The sequence below is a fragment of the Micromonospora sp. NPDC049240 genome (assembly GCF_040647835.1).
Taxonomy (GTDB): domain Bacteria; phylum Actinomycetota; class Actinomycetes; order Mycobacteriales; family Micromonosporaceae; genus Micromonospora.
Map to the genome: position 1 here is coordinate 124106 of NZ_JBEZCX010000015.1, position 18186 is coordinate 142291.

Consider the following 18186-nt stretch of genomic DNA (forward strand, 5'->3'; position numbering starts at 1 on the left):
GGTCATGGTGGGCCCGAGACTACCCCCCGGCCCAGCCCGGCGACCTGTGCAAAGGAGCAAAGATGAGCGAAGCGGAGGCGCGCGCCCGCCGAAACGTGACGGACGCGCCGACGGATCTCATCGTGGCGCGCCTCGCCGACGAGCTGCGGCGGACGTACGGGATCACCCGGACCGAGCTGTACCAGGTCGACTACCGGCTCGCCGAGCTGCTGCCGCTGGGCGGCGGCGAGGCGCTGACCGGCCCCGGCCACCCGGCCTGGTACGCGTTCGACCACCAGGAGCCGGTGTTCGCCGACGGGACCGGCTGGTTCCCGGTGGGGATGCGGGGCGAACGACGCGGCGTGCTCCGGGTCTCGCCGGTGCCCGCCGACCCGGCCGCCCGCCGCGAGCTGGACACCGTCGCCACCGTGCTCGGGCACGAGGTGGCCGCCGTCACCTCGACCACCGACATCTACCTGAGCGCCCGGCGCAGCCGGCGGCTCACGCTGGCCGCCGAGATGCAGTGGGAGCTGCTGCCCGGCCGCAGCCGCATCCGCCCGTCGTTCAGCCTGGCCGGCCAGTTGGAGCCGGCGTACGCGGTGCGCGGCGACAGCTTCGACTGGTCCGACGACGGCCACCGGCTCTGGCTCGCGGTGCTCAACGGCTTCGGCGAGGGGGTGGCCGCGGCGCTGCTCACCTCGCTGGCCACGTACGCGCTGCGCAACGCGCGCCGCGCCGGGCTGGCCCTGGCCGACCAGGCCGCGCTGGCCGACCAGGCGGTCTACGCCCAGCACCGGGGCGAGCAGCACCTCTCCGTGCTCCTGATGGAGCTGGACCTGGCCACCGGGGCGCTGGTCGCGGTGGACGCCGGCTCCCCGCACCTGATCCGGCTGCGCGCCGGCGAGGTGACGTCCCAGGCGTTGGAGAAGCAGTTCCCGCTCGGCATGTTCGAGGGCACCGACTACCGCGAGCAGCGGTTCCACCTGGAGCGCGGGGACCGGCTCTTCGTGGTCAGCGACGGCGTGATCGACGCCACCGCGGACCGGGTCCGCTACGGCGAGTCGGCCCTGGACCGGTTCCTGCGCCGCACCGGCCCGATGGAGCCGCTGGACGCGGTCCGGTCACTCATCGGCGACCTGCGGGCCTTCGTCGCCGGTGACCTGGTGGACGACGCGGTGGTCGTCTGCCTGGACTGGCTGGGCCCGCAGGATCAGTAGGCGCCCCGGCTGCCCAGCACCGCGCCGAACGTCTTCCAGAGGATGGTCAGGTCCGCCGCGAGCGACCAGTTCTCCACGTAGTAGAGGTCGAGCCGGATGCCGTCCTCCCAGCTCAGGTCGGACCGGCCGCTGACCTGCCAGAGGCCGGTCATGCCGGGCTTGACCAGCAGCCGGCGTGCCACGTCGCCGTCGTAGCGGGCCACCTCGGAGGGCAGCGGCGGGCGCGGGCCGACCAGGCTCATGTGGCCGAGCAGCACGTTGGCGAGCTGGGGCAGCTCGTCCAGCGACCACCTGCGCAGCAGCCGGCCCGTCCGGGTCACCCGGGGGTCGTCGCGCATCTTGAACATCAGGCCGTCGGTCTCGTTGCGCGCGGCCAGCTCGGCGAGCAGGGCGTCCGCGTTGACCACCATGGTGCGGAACTTGAAGACGCCGAACTCCTCGCCGCCCTGCCCGACCCGGGTCTGCCGGAACAGCACCGGGCCCCGGCTGTCCAGCTTGATGGCGAGCGCGAGCACCCCCAGCAGCGGCGAGAGCAGGAGCAGGGCGATCAGCGAGAGCGACCGGTCCACGAATCCCTTGACCAGCTTGCGGGCGCCGCGGAACTCGGGCGCCTCGACGTGGATCAGGGGCAGGCCGGCCACCGGACGGGTGTGGATGCGCGGGCCGGCCACGTCGGTCAGCGCCGGGGCCACCACCAGGTCGACACCGGTGCCCTCCAACTGCCAGCCCAGGCGGCGCAGCCGGGTGGCGGTCAGCTCACCGGACGCGGTGACCGCGACCGTGTCCGCGCCGATCGCGGTGGCCGCCTCTGGGATGCCCCGGAAGGATCCGACCACCGGCACGTCACCCAGCCGCTGCGGCACCGGGGCGAGCAGCGCGTCCGGGATGCACGCGCCGACCACCTGGTAGCCGGCGTACGGTTCCCGGCGCAGCGTGTGCACCAGCTCCAGCACGTGCGCGGTGTCGCCGACCACGAGCACCTTGCGGGACCAGCCGGCGCCCCGGTCCCGGGCGCGGTGCAGCCGCTTGCGCGCCGCGAACCGGGCCACCTCCAGACCGATCGTGCCGACCGCGAACGAGATGGCCAGGAAGCCCCGGGAGACCCCGACGTCGGCGATGTAGCCGGCGATGGCGATGCCGCCGGCCAGCCGCAGGCTCGCGGCGCTGACCCGGCGGTACTCGTCCGCGCCGTAGCCGAGGACCTGGTCGTCGTAACAGCGCATGGCCTTCAGCGACACCAACCAGACCAGCAGGAGCACCGGGGCGACCACCACGTACGGGATCTCGGACCCGGTGGGTTGTTCGTCCCCGAACCGGGCCAGGTAGCCGGCCAGGATGGCCACGGCCAGCACGGCGGTGTCGAGCACCACCAGGACCCGGATGTAGGCCCGCTCCGCGGCTCGCGTCGTCGCACCGGGTCGATCACCCCCGGGACGCGACGTCCTGGCAGGGGTCAACAACGTCGCCGAGGTCACCGGTCCTCCCCACTTAACTCAGGACCGCCCCGTCCCCGCCCGGCCCCCGGTAAAGGCCTGCGGTCGAGGCACCCGGACATCATGCCAGGACAATTATGGTTACCGATTGATTCGGACACATTACCGTCAGTTCACTTCCCAGGCCTTGACCCGGGAAGCCTTCCGCCGCACCGGATCGCCGGCACGGCGGAAGATTATCGCTGAGTGCGGGATCAGCGCGGCGCGGGTGGCCGCAACGCGATCGCCTGGAGGAAGATTTCGCCGATCTTGCTCGGGTCGGTGGTCACGAACGCGCCGCCGCCGGTGACGTCCGTGATGGACTTCAGCTCGGCCCGGTTCACCTCGTTGCCGATGCCGATGATGATCACCTGGACCGGCTGCTCGTCGTCCCGGAGCTTCTTGAGCTGATCCAGCAGCGCCTTCTGCGAGATGCCGTTGTCGTCCTCGTTCTTGCCGTCGGTGAAGAGCACGATCGAGTTGACCTTGCCGGGCTCCCAGTCCTGCTGGACCTTCTTGTACGCCGCGAGCATGGTGTCGTACAGGCCGGTGTCGCCGTTGGAGGGCCGGATGGAGGCCAACCCGCGCTGCAACTCGCCCCGGTTGCCGGACAGCGGCCGGATGCCGACCAGCTCGTTCCAGTCCTGCGAGCCCTTCAGGTTGGTGGAGAAGGTCCACAGGCCGATCGACCAGGAGTCGTCGAAGAGCCCCAGCCCCTGACCGGCGGCGGCCACCGTGACCTGCTCCCGGCTGGCGCCGTTGGCGGTGGCCACCGGCTTCTTCATCGAACCGGAGACGTCGACGACACAGAGCATCCGACCGGACTGGGTGGCCACCGACCAGGTGGTGGTGGCCGTCGAGATGGCGACCGGGTCCAGGTCGGCCGCGCCGCCCTGACCGGACGGCGGGACCTGCTTCTCCCCACCGTTGGACGGGCTCGGCGCACCCGTCGGGGCCTGGAAGCCCCGACCCCAGTTGCCGTCCGGCGCGCGCAGCGACTGCGCGGCGAGCCGGTCCTTGAAGTCGGCGGAGCGCAGCGCCTCGAAGAGCACCCGGGCGGCCGACGCCTTGCTCGGCTCGATGCCGGGCAGCACCGCGAACGGGAAGTCCAGCGGGATCGGCGGCGGGTCGAGGTAGAGCGCGGCGAGCTTGATCGGCGGCTTCGTGTTGTTGTAGGCGATCACGTCCTCCTCGGACAGCGCCGCCGCGCCCAGCCCGTTGGCGATGGCCGTCGGGTCGGACGAACGCGGGAACCGCGCGAGCAGGTCCTGCCGCAGCGAGGAGCGGTTGGTGGCCAGCGCGCGCAGCGCCCCGACCATCGCCTCCTGCGCCTTCGGGGAGCCGGCCTCACCGGTGGAGCTGGCCGCCGCGGTGAGCGAGAGCAGGCCGGACAGGCCGGCCGCGTCCTGGGTCGGCTCGACGATCCCGGCCCGCAGCGGCTTGCTGGCGGTCACCTGCTGGAGCAGCTCGGACCAGCGGAACTCCTTGTCCGGCCAGCCGATCCGGGTGGCCACCGGCTCGGGCAGCGCGACCACCACCGGGCTGCGCGCGATCGAGGCGCCGTTGGCCGGGGCGAAGGCGCTCGCGCCGCCGGCCTTGAGCCGGACCAGCCAGGTCGAGGAGTCGGGCACCCAGACGTCCGGGGTGACCGCGGTGCCGCTGGCCTGCCCGACGCCGGCCAGCGTGGCGCCGTGCTTGCCCGCCACGGCGGCGGCCACGTCGACCGGCTCGGCCGAGGCGACGTTCACCGCGATGCAGGTGCCGCCGACCGCCGCGCCGTTGGCCACCCACTCGTCGGCAGCCCCCTGCACCGCCGGGGCGATCTCCGGGGCGGCCGACACCGACAGCTCGATCCGGCCCGAGCAGTTCGGGCCGGCCAGCTGCTGGTAACCGAACCAGGAACCGGCTACGACAGCGACGAGCGCGGTCGCCGCTGCGGCGGCGCCTGCTCCTCGGAGGTTGTGACGCATGCGATGGCGGCCAGACACGATGACCATCTTGCGTATCTCGTGGGGTTACTGCCACAACCGTTCGGACGAAAGTTACGCAGGAGAAACAGTTGATCACTTAATCGGCACGCTGAGTTAGGAATCAGTGACCGAGGCGGCCACCGTCCACTGCGGATCGCGCGCTGCGTGACGGCTCCGTCACACCAGCACGCAGGTCGGGCTCGCCACCGGCACCGGCTCCCCGACCGGCTCCGGCACCCCGCTGGCCGGGTCCACCCGGAAGACCCGCACCAGATCGGCCCGCTCGTCGGCGACGTACAGGTGCGAGCCGGCCAGCGCGAAGTGCCGGGGCCAGCCACCGCCGGCGTCCACCTCGGCCACCAGCTCCGGCGTCTCGCCCGCCAGCGCGAACACGGCCACCGTGCCGACGCCGCGGTTGCTGACGTAGAGGAAGCGGCCGTCCGGCCCGACCGCCACCCCGGCGGGCTGCACGTGCCCGGTCCGGCCGCTGGCGTCGACCCGGACCCGCTGGCGCAGCCCGTCCGGCGTCAGGTCGTAAGCGGTGACCGTGGCGTCCAGCTCACCGACCAGCCAGCAGCGCCGCCCGTCCGGATGCCGGGCCAGATGCCGCGGCCCGGTGCCGGCCGGCGTCCGCAGCCGCGGGCCCCGGGGCACCAGCCGCCCCGAGGCGGCGTCGAGGTCGTACCGGTAGACCGAGTCGGTGCCCAGGTCGACGGCGAGCAGCGGCCCGTCGGCCGGGTCGGGCGAGACCATGTGGCAGTGCGCCGCCTCCTGCCGCTCCGGATCGGCGCCGTGCCCCTCGTGCCGCACCAGGTCGGTGCGCTCCCCCGGCACGCCGTCGGCGTCCAGCGGGAACACCGCCAGGCTGCCGCCGCCGTAGTTCGCCACGAACACGTGCCGCCCGTCCGGCGCGATCGCGAGGTGGCACGGCTCGGCCCCGCCGGTCGGGCGTACGCCCAGCGCGGTGAGCCCGCCGTCCGGGGCCACCCGGAAGGCGCTCAGCCCGCCCTCGGGAAGCTCGTTGACGGCGTACAGCACCGGCTGCCCGGGGTGCCGGGCCAGGAACGACGGCGACGGGGTGACCGCCACGGTGCCGAGCGGGGTCAGCGCCCCGGTCGCCGGGTCACGCCGGGCCGCGACGATCCCCTCGGCCCGCCCGTCCGACTCCGCCGTGTAGCCCCCGATGTGGACGACCTCGTGCTGCCCCGCCACCGCTTCCCACCTTCCGTCGGTCCTGCTGCGATCCAACCAGGCTTCCCGGGCGGTCGCCCGGTCAGTCGTCGAACGCCGCCCCGACCGGCGGGCCGGATCAGCCCACCGGGACCGGCTCGCCGCGCTGCCGGGCCACGTGCTCGACCAGCGTGATCAACACCAGCTTGCCGGACTGCCGGTCCCGGGCGTCGCAGAGCACGAGCGGAACGTCCGGGTCGAGGTCCAACGCGTCGCGGACCGCCTCCAGGCCGAACTGCCGGGAGCCGTCGAAACAGTTGACCCCCACCACGAACGGGATGCCCCGCTGCTCGAAGTAGTCGATCGAGGGGAAGCAGTCGGCCAGCCGGCGGGTGTCGGCCAGCACCACCGCGCCCAGCGCGCCGAACGCCAGCTCGTCCCAGAGGAACCAGAAGCGGTCCTGGCCCGGGGTGCCGAACAGGTAGACCTGGAGGTCGTCGTTGATGGTGATCCGGCCGAAGTCCATCGCCACCGTGGTGGTCGACTTCTGCTCCACCCCGGAGACGTCGTCGGTGCCCAGACCGGCCCCGGTCAGCACCTCCTCGGTCTGCAACGGGCGGACCTCGCTCAACGCGCTCACCAGCGTCGTCTTGCCGGCGCCGAAGCCGCCCGCGATGAGGATCTTCAGGGCCAGCGGCACCCGCGACGCGGCCGGCTCCGGGTCAAAGCGCACGGAGTCCATTGACCACCGCCTTGAGGATGTTGTCGTCGGGCAGGTACGCGGTGGCCGGTGGCCGGTGCACCGCGACGAACCCATGGGCGAGGAGGTCGCCGAGCAGCACCCGGACCACGCCCACGGCGAGGTCCAGGTCGGCGGCGAGGTCGGCCACGGCCTTCGGCCGCCGGGCCAGCTCGACCAGGCGACGGTGCTCCGGCTGGAGACCGGGCACCCCGGCCGGCTCGGCCGCGGACGTGGTCAGCACGAACGCCAGCAGGTCGAACCCGTCGACCGGCGGGCGCACCCGGCCACCGGTGAGCGTGTACGGACGGACCACCGGGCCGGCGTCGGCGTCGAGCCACTCGTGCTGCGGCCCGGGCCACTCAGCTCGCATCGGTGGGCTCCCCCGGGACCCGGGCCGGCGCGGCCAGGTTCTCCCCGACGCGGATCACCAGCATCGCCATCTCGTACGCCACCAGGCCGATGTCGGCGTCCGCGTCGCTGGCCACGGCCAGGCAGGCGCCCTGCCCGGCGGCCGTGACGAACAGGTACGCCGACTCCATCTCCACCACCGTCTGCCGGACCGCGCCGCCGCCCAGGTGCCGGGTGGCCCCCTTGGCCAGCCCGGAGAATCCGGAGGCCAGCGCGCAGAGGTGCTCCGCGTCGGTGCGGTCCTGGTCGGTGGAGGCGCCGAGCAGCAGCCCGTCCGCCGAGAGCACCACCGCCCGGCTGGCGGCGGGCACCCGCTCCACCAGGTCGTCGAGCAGCCAGTCGAGATCGGCGTTCTGCCGCGTCGTGTGCACCACTAGGCGTCCCTCTCAGTCGCGGTTCGTTGGTCCGACGCCGGCGGGGAGGGCTCCGGGGCCGGATCCGGCGCGGTGGCCGGCGTACCGGGGTCCACCGGCACGTCGGTGGGCGGGTCGGGAACGGTGCCCCGGATCCGCGCGACCGTCGGGTTGCCGGTGGCGCGCGTGCCGTCCCGGCGTCCGCGCGCGGTGCCGGCCTGCAACGCGGACATGGTGCGGCGGGCCTCCTCCGGCGGGCGGCTGGCCGGGGTGTCGGTGACCACCGCGCGGGGTCGCGCCGGGCCGCGCCGGCGCACCCGCCGGGGCAGGCCGTCGCCGTCGGCGGGCGGCTCCACGGTCGAGGCCCGGGCGGCCGGCAACGGGATGACGGTGGACTCGGGACGCTCCCGGCCCGGTCGGGTGGGCCGCCCGCGGGGCACCGTGGTCAGCCGGCTCACCTTCGCCATCCGCCGCCGCTCCGGGCCGGCGGTGGCGTCCGGGCCGACCGGTGGCTCGTCGGTGATCAGATCCGACGGGACGAGGACCGCCGCGATCGTCCCGGCCGGCCGGCCCCGCCGCAGCTCCACCCGGACGCCGTGCCGCGCGGCCAACCGGGCCACCACGAACAGGCCCAGCCGGGCGCTGTCGGTCGGGTCGAACTCGGGCGGGGCGGCCAGCTTGCGGTTGGCGGTGGCCATGGCCGGCGGCGACATGCCCAGCCCTCGATCGGTGATCTCGATGGTGTAGCCGCCGGGCACGGTCCGGCCGGTGACGTCCACCCGGGTGCCCGGCGGGGAGAACGCGGTCGCGTTCTCGATCAGCTCGGCGAGCAGGTGGATCACGTCGCCGACGGCCCGGCCGAGCACCCCGGCCGGCTGCACCTCGCCCACGTCGACCCGGTCGTACGCCTCGACCTCGGAGATCGCCCCGCGCATCACGTCCACCGCGGCGACCGGCCGGCGCCAGCCCCGGCCGGGCGCGGCCCCGGCCAGGATGACCAGGTCCTCGGCGTGCCGGCGGAGCCGGGTGGCGAGGTGGTCGACCTGGAACAGCCCGGCCAGCTCGTCCGGGTCCTCGGTGCGCCGTTCCAGCCGGTCCAGCAGCGCCAACTGCCGGTGCACCAGGCCCTGGCTGCGCCGGGCGAGGTTGAGGATGACCTCGTTGAAGCCGCGGCGCAGGGTGACCTCGTCGGCCGCGGCCCGGACAGCGGTCCGGCGTACCTCGTTGAAGGCGCGCGCCACCTGGCCGATCTCGTCCCCGCCGTGATCCAGCTCCGGGGCCTCGCGGTCGACGTCGACCTCCTCGCCCCGGCGCAGCCGGGCGACCACGTCGGGCAGCCGCTGCTCGGCCACCTCGGTCGCGGCGGTGCGGACGCCGGTCAGCCGCTGCGCCAGCGACCGGCCGACCCGCAGCGCCACCAGCACGCAGACCACGATGGCGATCAGGCCGAGCACGCCGGCGGCGGCGAGCTGGACCAGGATGCGTACCGCGATCGGCACCGACCGTTCGGCGAGGCTGTCCGCGCCGCGCAGCTCGAAGTCCCGCAGGCCCTGCCAGACCTCCGCGTGGCCGGCCTCCCAGGCCCGGACGTCGAAGCCGGCGGGGAGGTCGTCGGCGCGGATCAGCGCGTCCTGGAGCGCGCGCAGCCGGAGGAACGCGGTGCCCTCGGTGAGTCGTTGGTAGCCGGCCCGCTCGTCGGGCGGCAGGTCGGCGACCGCGTTCTCGGCCAAAAACCGCTGGTTCTCCACGGTGCGTACCAGTTGCTCGTGCTCGCCGTCGGCGTACCGGCCGGCGGTGACGGCGCCGGCCAGCAGCGCGTCGGCCTGACCGAGCAGCTCACGGGAGCGGCCCAGCGCGGTGAGCGCCGACGCCTCCCGGTTGAGCCGCACGTCGGGCAGCATCGCCATGGCGGAGAACGCCTGGAACGCCGAACCGATCATCCCGCTGTAGAGCCCGACCGCGCCGGCCCGGTCGACCTTCCGGTCGTCGATGAAGACCCGCCCCGCGGGGAGCGCCTCCAGCGCCGAGCCCAGTTGGTCGAGGCGCGCGTCGAGCTGGTCGTCGGCCGCGTCGCGCAACGCCTCGCCGTCGATCCGGCGGCGCAGCTCGGCGACGGCCCGGTCGGTGCGGTCGCGTTGCGCGGCCAGCTCCGGCAGGACGCCGTCCCCGGCGAGCTGGACCACGGAGAGCCGCCGTTCCCGCTGCAATTCGGCCACCACGTTCTCGCCCGGCCGGCCCAGGTCGTACAGCAGGGTGCGGGTGGCGAGCAGGTCGAGCGCGGGCCCGAAGGCGAGCGTGGTGGCGAAGATCCACAGTGCCAGCAGCCCGGTCACCGGGCCGATGACCAGCGCGGTCAGCTTGGCGCGGATCGGCCAGTCGCGGGTGTTCAATCAGACCTCGCCCGGGAAGGTTCGCTGGGTGGCGCCGGCAGTGGCCGTCAGGTCGACGGCCACGACGCCGGGACCCGGCCCGGACGCCTTGGGCAGGATACGTAATCCCCGACGGATGCACTACCGGCCGTCTCGCCGCTCACTACGGTCCGAGATGGTCTTGGCGGGCCCCGTCGGACCCCCGTCGCATGGCCGGACCGGCGGCCGCGGGCCCCGCGCCGGGTACCCGACCCGGGAAAGTGCCCCGGAACGGGATTGGCGATCACCCGGAGGAGGGAATACCAGCTGGCGAAGGAGGAGCCATGTCGCCCACGCAGGTAGTCGTCATAGTCATCGTCGTCGCCGTGGTCGCCGCGTTGGTCGCGTTCGCCGTGGTCGCGAACCGCCGGCGGGCGCTGCGGCAGCGCTTCGGCCCGGAGTACGACCGGGTCGTCGCCGAGCAGGACAGCCGCGGCGCCGCCGAGCGGGAGCTGCGGGAGCGCGAGCGTCGGCACGCCGAGCTGGAGCTGACCCCGCTCACCCCGGAGTCCCGGGCCCGTTACGCCGCCGCCTGGGAGGAAATCCAGGTGCGTTTCGTGGACTCGCCGGCCGAAACCGTCGGCGACGCCGACGAGCTGGTCAGTCACCTGATCGCGGAGCGCGGATACCCCACCGGGGACTTCTCCGACCAGATCGCCCATCTCTCCGTCGAGCACGCCCGCACGCTCACCCACTACCGCGACGCCCACGAGATCCGGCAGCGCAACGAACGCGGCGAGGCCGGCACCGAGGATCTCCGCCAGGCGCTGGTGCACTACCGGGCCCTCTTCGCCGACCTGCTCGGCGCGGACCCGGTCGGCCAGCGGTCGCCGGAGCAGCGCCACCCCGATCCCGAGCACGACGCCACGAGCCGCTGAGGAGCCGCCGCCATGCGCCACGAAGAGCAGCAGGTCACGCCGGAGCACCCGGAGACCGTACGATCCGCGCCGGTGCCGGTCCCGCCGCCGGACGACCGCGCCCACGCCGACCGGTCGGGGACCGACCGCGCCGGCCGGGCCGAGCTTCCGGAGGACGCGCTTGACGACCGGGGCACGTTCGACGACCCGGCCGTGACCGACGAGCCGGACGCCCGGCCCGACGAGACCCGGGCGTACGACGCCGACGATCTGCGCGACGCGGCGGACCGGTCGGACGACGCCGACGGGACGCGGGACGGCGAGCGGCCCGCCTTCCACGAGCCGGCGCCGCTGCCGACGGCGTTCGGCGCGGCCACGGTGGGCGACGCGGTAGCCGCCTCGGCGCTGGCCGGCGGTCGTCCGCAGGACGAGCGGGACGCGCGTGGTGAGGACACCGCCGCGCCGGGCGACGGGGCGCCGGGGCGTACCGACCCGCTGGACGACGAGCGGGCCGACCCGACCGCCGGGGACCGGCTGCACGACCGGGACCGTTGGGCGGCCGAGCACGCCGACGCGGACCGGGACGTGGACGTCACCGACCGGGACGACGACACGGTGACCGCCGACGCGGACCGGCGCCACGACCGGGTGATCGCCGACCGGGACTCCGACGACGCGGTGGCCGCCGGTGCGGTCGGCTACGGCAGCCCCGAGCCGGGGCTGGTCGACCCGGACGCCGTGCCGGTCGCGGCGGGCGCCGACGCCCACGGTTCCGGCCGGCACCACGACACCGTCGACCGGGACGCCGCCATCGCGGCGGCGGGCACGGCGACCGGCGGCACGACGGCGGCCGGCGGCGCGGCGGGCGCGACCGTGACCGGCGGCGAGGTGGGCGCGGTGGCAGCCAGCGACGCGGCGGGCGTGACGCCGACCGGCGACGCGGCGGACGCGGCGGTGGCCGGGGCGGGCCGGGCCACGTCCGGCGCCGTGCCGGCGGACGCGGCCACGCTGTTCGACCCGGACGCGGCGCAGGGCTTCCGGGACCGCTGGCGCGACGTCCAGCTGCGTTTCGTGGACGACCCGAAGGCCGCGGTCGGCGAGGCGGAGTCGCTCGTCGAGGAGGCGATCGAGGCGCTGTCCACGGCGCTGCGGGAGCAGCGCACCCGCCTCGGCACCTGGCAGGAGTCCGGGGACACCGAGCAGCTCCGGGTGGCGGTACGCGGCTACCGCGACTTCCTGGACCGCGTACTGGGCCGCTGACGCCCCTCACCTGCGACGGAGCCCCGGCCGGTCACCCGGTCGGGGCTCCGTCGCGCACGGCGGATCGAACACCAGGCATGAAACTTCGCGATCGGGGTACCTGCCGCCGCAGCACGCACCCACACGAGGGGAGCAACAGGCATGGGCAGCGGCCTACGGTTGAACATGAACGCCCTGGACTACCTGATCCTGGCGCTCTACTTCGTCACGGTGCTGGGGGTCGGCTTCGCCGCCCGCCGCGCCATCAAGACCAGCGTCGACTTCTTCCTGTCCGGGCGGTCGTTGCCCGCCTGGGTCACCGGTCTGGCGTTCGTCTCGGCGAACCTGGGCGCGCTGGAGATCATCGGCATGGCCGCCAACGGCGCCCAGTACGGCATCATGACGGTGCACTACTACTGGATCGGCGCGGTGCCGGCGATGGTCTTCCTCGGCATCGTGATGATGCCGTTCTACTACGGCTCGAAGGTCCGCAGCGTGCCGGAGTACCTGCGGCTGCGCTTCAACCGCCCCACCCACCTGCTCAACGCGATCAGCTTCGCGGTCGCCCAGGTGCTGATCGCCGGCGTCAACCTCTACGCGCTGGCGCTGATCATGCAGGCGCTGCTGGGCTGGCCGCTCTGGATCGCGATCGTGGTCGGCGCGGTGATCGTGCTGGCGTACATCACCGTCGGCGGGCTCTCCGGCGCGATCTACAACGAGGTGCTCCAGTTCTTCGTGATCATCGCCGGCCTGGTGCCGATCACGGTGATCGGCCTGGTCAAGGTCGGCGGCGTGAGCGGCCTGATGGACGCGGTACGCGAGTCCAAGCTCGGCGAGGCCGGTCTGCACGCCTGGCAGGGCACCGGCAGCACCGACAACCCGCTCGGCGCGCACTGGCTGGGCATCGTCTTCGGCCTCGGCTTCGTGCTCTCCTTCGGCTACTGGACCACCAACTTCGCCGAGGTGCAGCGCGCCCTGTCGGCGCGGAACATGAGCGCCGCCCGCCGCACGCCGATCATCGGGGCGTACCCGAAGCTGCTCATCCCGCTGGTCACCGTGATTCCCGGCCTGATCGCCCTGATCACGGTCAAGGGGCTGGGCGCCGACCAGGGCGACCTGGTCTACAACAACGCCATCCCGCTGCTCATGCGCGACCTGCTCCCCAACGGCGTGCTCGGCATCGCGGTCACCGGCCTGGTGGCGTCGTTCATGGCCGGCATGGCGGCCAACGTCAGCGGGTTCAACACCGTCTTCACGTACGACATCTGGCAGGCGTACTTCCGGCGGGACCGCCCGGACGAGTACTACGTGAAGGTGGGCCGGATCGCCACCGTGATCGCGGTGGTGGTGGGCATCGGCACCGCGTTCATCGCGGCCGGCTTCAGCAACATCATGAACTACATCCAGGCGCTGTTCTCGGTCTTCAACGCGCCGCTGTTCGGCACGTTCATCATCGGCATGTTCTGGCGGCGGATGAGCGCGCTGGCCGGCTTCTGGTCGCTGCTGTCCGGCACCGTGGTGGCGGTCGTGACGTACGTGCTGTACAAGACCGGCGTGATCAGCTTCAACTCGGACCTGGAGGAGAGCTTCTGGGGCGCCGGCCTGGCCTTCGTCACCGTCGCCGTGGTGGCCGCGATCATCACGCCGCTGACCCGGCCGAAGACCGACGACGAGCTGACCGGCCTGGTGTACGGCCTCAGCGACACCACACTCGCCGACGACTCGCTGGCCGGCGACGCGGCCTGGTACCGCTCCCCGGTGCTGCTCGGCGTCGTCGCCGTGGTGCTCGCCGCCCTCTTCTACATCCCGGTCTTCTGAGGAAGGGACCCACGTCATGGCAGACAACGCGGACCGCTACCAGGACGGCGAGGCCCACGACCCGCTGGTCGACGAGACCGAGGACGCCCGGGAGGAGCACTCCGCCGCGGCCCGGCTGTTCGACATCCGCCGGGTCATCGGTGGGCTGTTCGTCGCGTACGGGCTGATCGTCGGGCTGACGGGGCTCTTCGACTCGTCGGCCGAGATCGACAAGGCGCAGGGCCTGCGGATCAACCTGTGGGCCGGGGCGATGATGCTGGTCTTCGGTCTGCTCATGCTGCTCTGGCAGCGGCTGCGCCCGACCGAGGCCCCGTCGACGCGCTCCGACGAGTCCTGAGCCGCACCGGATCCTCGCCCCGGCCCCGCCGGCATGCCCGGCGTCGCACCGGGTACGCCAGGCGCGGATGGGGACAGGAGGCAGCAGCATGACCGATCGTGACCCCGGTGGCGAGCGACCGCTGGAGGAGACCCCCGAGGTGGCCGCCGCGGTGGACGACGACAGCACGGTGCCGCAGTTCCGCGGCGGCGGCGCCGATCCGGACAATCCCGCGTTCGCCGAGCCGGACGGCGCGGTGGCCGACACCGGCTCGCCGGACATCCTCGGCGACCCGTACGCGGCCGGCACCGGCGCGACCGGCACCGGCACCGGCGCGGGCGGGGACAACATCCGTACCGGCGCCGAGCAGCCCTGGGAGCCGGAGGACCTGGTCCGGGCCCGCGGTCAGGACGTGACCCCGGAGAACGTCGAGCGGGCCCGCCGTGACCTCGCCGAGCTGGGCCGCGCGGCGATCGAGAAGACGGTGCCCTGACCGGAAACGGCCGGGGGCCCCTGGTCGACGTGGGCGTCGACCAGGGGCCCGGGGAAACCCGCGCGGCGGTGCCTCACTCCCGCCGCGGCGGGTGGTCCGGCCGCGGGGCTCTACAGCGCCGGGTAGGCGTTCTGCATGAGCTGCGCGAACTGGGCCGAGAACCAGGCGCCGGAGATCGGCGCGTCCGGCAGGGCGCCGGACATGCTGTTCCCGTTGCGGGCGTTGCCGGTGTACGTCGGGTCGCACATCCGGTCGAAGCCCTTGCCCTCGTTGTTCGGGATCTCCTTGCTGGAGCCGTCCGACTCACCCGGGGGCTTCACCCAGACGTAGGCGTCGATGCCCGGCTCCGGGTTGGCCTTCGGCCGCTCGCCGAGGCCCGCGCCGGCCTGGTTGCACCAGTTGCCGAGGTGGATGCGGCGGTCGACCTTGCCACCGTTGACGTAGGCGTCCACGCTGGTCAGCGGGCCCGGGCCGGTGGGCCGGGCAGTGCCGCCCCAACCGTTGCGGGAGGTGTCGATCAGCATACCGATGTTGCTGTCGAAGCCGATCGAGACCAGCTTCTGCCGGAACGCCTGGGCGAACGACAGCTCGTCGACGTACTGGTTCCAGTCGATCCACTTGGACTGCCGCACGGTCTGGCCGTTCACCGAGTCGGTGATCTTGACGTACGGCTCCTTGAGCGCGGAGTAGTTCGCCGTGTTGACGATGAAGCCCGTCACGTTGCGGACGGTGCTGCCGGACGCGACGGCGGCGGCCTTGAGCTGGTCGGCGACCGGACCGAAGTTGCTGTCCCAGCCGATCCAGCCGTGGTGCGCGGCGTCGATGTAGTTGTAGACGTTGCCGATCGCGCCGAGCTTGGCGAGGGCGTAGCCCACGCCGTTGACGTACGCTCCGTTGGCCTTGACCGTGTCGCACATCGCGGTGCCACCCGCGTTGCCCGAGGTGTTGGTCACCAGGTTGGGCAGCGAGTCGATCTCGATGATGTTGACGATCCGCAGGTTCTTGTACTTCGCGTCGGCCTGGATCGCGGCGATCGGGTCGATGTACTCGGACTTGTAGCGCGGCAGCTCATCCGGGCCCAGCTCACCGTTGGAGGCGAGCGCGGCACAGTCCCGGCCGGGCAGGTTGTAGATGACGAACTGGATGTAGCCGGCGCCCTGGGCGAGCGCGGCGTCCAGGTGGTCACGTACGCCCATCGATCCGTTGGAGCTGCTGCCCGTGGTGCCGTTGATGGCGGCGATCCGGTCCAGCCAGACCGCGGTCGGGTTGCTCGACACCCGGTTGCCACCGGCCACCGACTCGGCCTTGGCCTTCCACTCCGGGTTCACGTACCCCTTGACCCCGGCGTACGGGTTGTCGACCTTCTGCCCCGGCGGGGTGGTGGTCGGCGGCGTGCTGGTGGGCGGGGTGCTGGTGGGGGGCGTGCTCGTCGGCGGCGTGCTCGTCGGCGGCGTGCTCGTGGGCGGGGTGCTGGTGGGCGGCGTGCCGCCGTTGCAGACCGTGCCGTTGAGCGTGAACTGGGTCGGCTTCGGGTTGCTGCCGCTCCAGGCGCCGTTGAACCCGATGCTGGTGCTGGCGCCGGTGCCCAGCGAGCCGTTGTAGGACTCGTTCTGAGCGGTGACGTTCTGGCCGCTCTGGGTCCACTTCGCCGACCAGCCCTGCTGTACGCGCTGGCTGCTGTTGCCGAACGTGAAGCCGAGGGTCCACGAACTGACCGGGTCACCGAGGTTCTTGATGACCACGTTCGCGGTGAAGCCACCGGCCCAGTCGTTGGTGGTGTAGTCCACGCTGCACTGCGTCGCGGCCTGCGCCGCGGTGACCGGGAGGGTCACCAGCCCGCCGGCCACGAGGACGCCGGCGCCGGTGAGCGCGAGCGTCCGGCTCCGGCCGGACAGCCTTCTCCACAGATTCATACCACTGATCTCCTTGGGCGAGACCGGATCCGCGTACGGCCCGGCGGAATGGCGGCGGTTGGTCGGCCCTGCGGGAACGACCAGTGCGCGCCACGGGTTACTTCGGGGGACGCCCGACCCGGACGGGCGTGAAGGTGGTGGTGCCGACCGGTCCGCAGGACCGGTCGAAGGAGCCGGACGTCGTCCGGTGAGACCGGTTGCCCTCGACGTCTGTGCTCGCGGTGTGGCTCCCCGAACCGCGTGCAGCGATTCTTGCATGGGAGCGCTTCCATGGCAATGCCTCGATACGCACCCCGACCCTACCCCCACCCCCGCCACCCCACGCCCGTCGATCATGAGGTTGACGGCAGATGGGAAGCGCTCCCCCTGCCACCAACTCCATGGTCACTGGTCGCCGGCCGCCCGGACGGGGGTGCGGGGGACCGGGCGGGAGGCGCAGAGGGCGCAGAGGGCTCGGTGGTGGCCGGGGCTACGCGAAATGCCACATCATCGACAAAGCCCGAAAAACGAAACTTTCCCCGGATAGGTCGCGAAAAGGTCTAACGTCGGCCGTAGCTCGACTGACGTCGGGCTCAGGACGAACAGGGATGGAGTGACGCTGGTATGGCTGACAAGATGCTCGGGAAGATCGTCGCGGGTGCCGCTCTCGGCGGTGCGGGCCTTCTCGTGTTCACCCCGGGAATGGCCTACGCAGGCGGGCACGACGACGAGGGCAAGGTGATCGCCAAGCCGCACGTGGTCAAGGCCGGTGACACCGTGGAACTGCTCCAGATCTGCCCGGAGCCCCAGGAGCACGCCTACGTCTGGTCGAAGGTGACCGGCAAGGTCGACCTCCACCCGGCCCGGGACGGGGAGCACGGGGACTGGGCCGACAAGGGCGGCGACTGGGCCGACAAGGGCGGCGACTGGGCCGAGGACGCGGACCAGGGTCCCGACGGCAAGGACGGGCACGGTGCCCCGCCCGAGGCCAACAAGGACGAGCACGGCAAGGACGGCAAGGACGCCAAGGACGAGCACGGCAAGGAAGAGCAGGGCAAGGACGAACAGGGCAAGGGTCCCGAGGGCAAGGGTCCCGAGGGCAAGGACGAGAAGGGCAAGGACGGGCACGGTCCCGGCGAGGCGGGCATGCCGGAGCCGCCGGCCGACGCGCCGAAGCCGGGCGGTGCGGGTGCCGGCATGGCCGCCGACGCCGGGGATCTGGGACCGCAGGGCCACGAGGAGTACGGCCAGGACGCCGAGCCGGGCTGGCCGGCTGCCGACTGGACCCGGGACGAGCACGGCAAGGACGGCAAGGACGGACACGGTGCCCCGCCCGAGGCCAACAAGGACGAGCACGGCAAGGACGCCAAGGACGAGCACGGCAAGGACGAGCACGGCAAGGGCGAGCACGGCAAGGACGAACAGGGCAAGGACGAGCACGGCAAGGACGCCAAGGACGAGCACGGCGCCCCGCCGGAGGCCAGCAAGGACGAGCAGGGCAGGGACGCCAAGGACGAGCACCACGGCGACTGGCAGGACGACAAGGGGTACGGCCACGGCGAGGACGAGGCCGGCTGGGAGCACGGGAAGGACTTCGTCTACTACGGCGAGGCCCGCGTCTCCGAGGACGTCCACCCGGGCCGCTACGAACTGAACGGCTCCTGCGGCGAGGGCGAACTGGTGGTCCTCCCCCGGGGCGGGGTCGACGGCGGTGACGGCGGCATGGCCACCACCGGCCTGGACCGTGGTCTCGCCACCGGGGGCGCCGGCATGATCGGCGCCGCCGCACTCGGCGGGCTGGTGCTGATGCGTCGGCGGCGGGCCGGTGGCCTGGTCTGACCGGACGACGATC

At 73.1% G+C, this 18186-nt stretch carries 14 protein-coding genes and 1 pseudogene; 7 read left to right on the forward strand and 8 right to left on the reverse strand.

Annotation, left to right across the window (positions count from 1 at the left end; translation table 11 throughout):
• The first annotated feature begins 62 nt into the window (after window positions 1-62).
• On the forward strand, window positions 63-1196 hold the full coding sequence (locus tag AB0B02_RS23210) for a PP2C family protein-serine/threonine phosphatase (protein ID WP_281937503.1): 1134 nt from the start codon (window positions 63-65) through the stop codon (window positions 1194-1196).
• Here AB0B02_RS23210 and AB0B02_RS23215 read toward each other — a convergent pair.
• The 7 genes from AB0B02_RS23215 to AB0B02_RS23245 all read right to left on the reverse strand — a co-directional run bounded on the left by AB0B02_RS23215 (window position 1190) and on the right by AB0B02_RS23245 (window position 9701).
• On the reverse strand, window positions 1190-2671 hold the full coding sequence (locus AB0B02_RS23215) for a sugar transferase (RefSeq protein ID WP_281937505.1): 1482 nt from the start codon (window positions 2669-2671) through the stop codon (window positions 1190-1192). The genes AB0B02_RS23210 and AB0B02_RS23215 overlap by 7 nt on opposite strands.
• A gap of 212 nt (window positions 2672-2883) precedes the next feature.
• Window positions 2884-4659 carry a substrate-binding domain-containing protein gene (locus tag AB0B02_RS23220; RefSeq protein WP_281938569.1) on the reverse strand — a complete coding sequence of 592 codons (1776 nt, stop codon included), beginning with the start codon at window positions 4657-4659 and terminating at the stop codon, window positions 2884-2886.
• A gap of 156 nt (window positions 4660-4815) precedes the next feature.
• On the reverse strand, window positions 4816-5850 hold the full coding sequence (locus AB0B02_RS23225; protein WP_357303373.1) for a lactonase family protein: 1035 nt from the start codon (window positions 5848-5850) through the stop codon (window positions 4816-4818).
• Between the two features lie 97 nt (window positions 5851-5947).
• The gene (locus AB0B02_RS23230; RefSeq protein WP_281937509.1) at window positions 5948-6550 is read right to left on the reverse strand and encodes an ATP/GTP-binding protein; all 603 of its coding nucleotides are present in this window, start codon (window positions 6548-6550) and stop codon (window positions 5948-5950) included.
• Entirely contained in the window at window positions 6531-6920 is a 390-nt protein-coding gene (locus tag AB0B02_RS23235; protein ID WP_281937511.1) for a DUF742 domain-containing protein, read from the reverse strand. Before AB0B02_RS23235 ends, AB0B02_RS23230 begins: the two co-directional genes overlap by 20 nt.
• Window positions 6910-7332: a roadblock/LC7 domain-containing protein gene (locus tag AB0B02_RS23240; RefSeq protein WP_281937512.1), complete on the reverse strand. Its 423-nt coding sequence runs from the start codon at window positions 7330-7332 to the stop codon at window positions 6910-6912. The genes AB0B02_RS23235 and AB0B02_RS23240 overlap by 11 nt, the downstream gene beginning before the upstream one ends.
• On the reverse strand, window positions 7332-9701 hold the full coding sequence (locus AB0B02_RS23245; protein ID WP_357303379.1) for a nitrate- and nitrite sensing domain-containing protein: 2370 nt from the start codon (window positions 9699-9701) through the stop codon (window positions 7332-7334). The genes AB0B02_RS23240 and AB0B02_RS23245 overlap by 1 nt, the downstream gene beginning before the upstream one ends.
• A gap of 302 nt (window positions 9702-10003) precedes the next feature.
• On the opposite strand from AB0B02_RS23245, the gene AB0B02_RS23250 reads away from it, so the two are divergent.
• From AB0B02_RS23250 to AB0B02_RS23270, 5 genes and pseudogenes are all read left to right on the forward strand, one after another.
• The gene (locus AB0B02_RS23250) at window positions 10004-10597 is read left to right on the forward strand and encodes a hypothetical protein (protein WP_357303382.1); all 594 of its coding nucleotides are present in this window, start codon (window positions 10004-10006) and stop codon (window positions 10595-10597) included.
• Between the two features lie 249 nt (window positions 10598-10846).
• Window positions 10847-11059: pseudogene (locus AB0B02_RS23255) on the forward strand (hypothetical protein); the annotation flags it as partial.
• Window positions 11060-11977: 918 nt separating this feature from the next.
• Window positions 11978-13633: a sodium:solute symporter family protein gene (locus AB0B02_RS23260; protein WP_357303385.1), complete on the forward strand. Its 1656-nt coding sequence runs from the start codon at window positions 11978-11980 to the stop codon at window positions 13631-13633.
• A gap of 16 nt (window positions 13634-13649) precedes the next feature.
• Window positions 13650-13970 carry a hypothetical protein gene (locus AB0B02_RS23265; protein WP_357303388.1) on the forward strand — a complete coding sequence of 107 codons (321 nt, stop codon included), beginning with the start codon at window positions 13650-13652 and terminating at the stop codon, window positions 13968-13970.
• A gap of 88 nt (window positions 13971-14058) precedes the next feature.
• Window positions 14059-14442, forward strand: coding sequence for a hypothetical protein (locus AB0B02_RS23270; RefSeq protein WP_357303390.1), 384 nt, complete (start codon window positions 14059-14061; stop codon window positions 14440-14442).
• Between the two features lie 110 nt (window positions 14443-14552).
• Here the strand turns inward: AB0B02_RS23270 and AB0B02_RS23275 are convergent, their stop codons facing one another.
• On the reverse strand, window positions 14553-16355 hold the full coding sequence (locus tag AB0B02_RS23275) for a glycoside hydrolase family 6 protein (RefSeq protein ID WP_281937526.1): 1803 nt from the start codon (window positions 16353-16355) through the stop codon (window positions 14553-14555).
• Between the two features lie 603 nt (window positions 16356-16958).
• Here AB0B02_RS23275 and AB0B02_RS23280 point away from each other — a divergent pair.
• Window positions 16959-18173: a hypothetical protein gene (locus AB0B02_RS23280; RefSeq protein ID WP_357303395.1), complete on the forward strand. Its 1215-nt coding sequence runs from the start codon at window positions 16959-16961 to the stop codon at window positions 18171-18173.
• The last annotated feature ends 13 nt before the right edge of the window (window positions 18174-18186 follow it).

Coding starts and splice junctions, on each gene's coding strand:
- AB0B02_RS23210 (WP_281937503.1), top strand. CDS start 63: ATGAGCGAAGCGGAGGCGCGCGCCCGCCGAAACGTGACGGACGCGCCG.
- AB0B02_RS23230 (WP_281937509.1), bottom strand. CDS start 6,550: ATGGACTCCGTGCGCTTTGACCCGGAGCCGGCCGCGTCGCGGGTGCCG.
- AB0B02_RS23235 (WP_281937511.1), bottom strand. CDS start 6,920: ATGCGAGCTGAGTGGCCCGGGCCGCAGCACGAGTGGCTCGACGCCGAC.
- AB0B02_RS23250 (WP_357303382.1), top strand. CDS start 10,004: ATGTCGCCCACGCAGGTAGTCGTCATAGTCATCGTCGTCGCCGTGGTC.
- AB0B02_RS23260 (WP_357303385.1), top strand. CDS start 11,978: ATGGGCAGCGGCCTACGGTTGAACATGAACGCCCTGGACTACCTGATC.
- AB0B02_RS23265 (WP_357303388.1), top strand. CDS start 13,650: ATGGCAGACAACGCGGACCGCTACCAGGACGGCGAGGCCCACGACCCG.
- AB0B02_RS23270 (WP_357303390.1), top strand. CDS start 14,059: ATGACCGATCGTGACCCCGGTGGCGAGCGACCGCTGGAGGAGACCCCC.
- AB0B02_RS23275 (WP_281937526.1), bottom strand. CDS start 16,355: ATGAATCTGTGGAGAAGGCTGTCCGGCCGGAGCCGGACGCTCGCGCTC.
- AB0B02_RS23280 (WP_357303395.1), top strand. CDS start 16,959: ATGGCTGACAAGATGCTCGGGAAGATCGTCGCGGGTGCCGCTCTCGGC.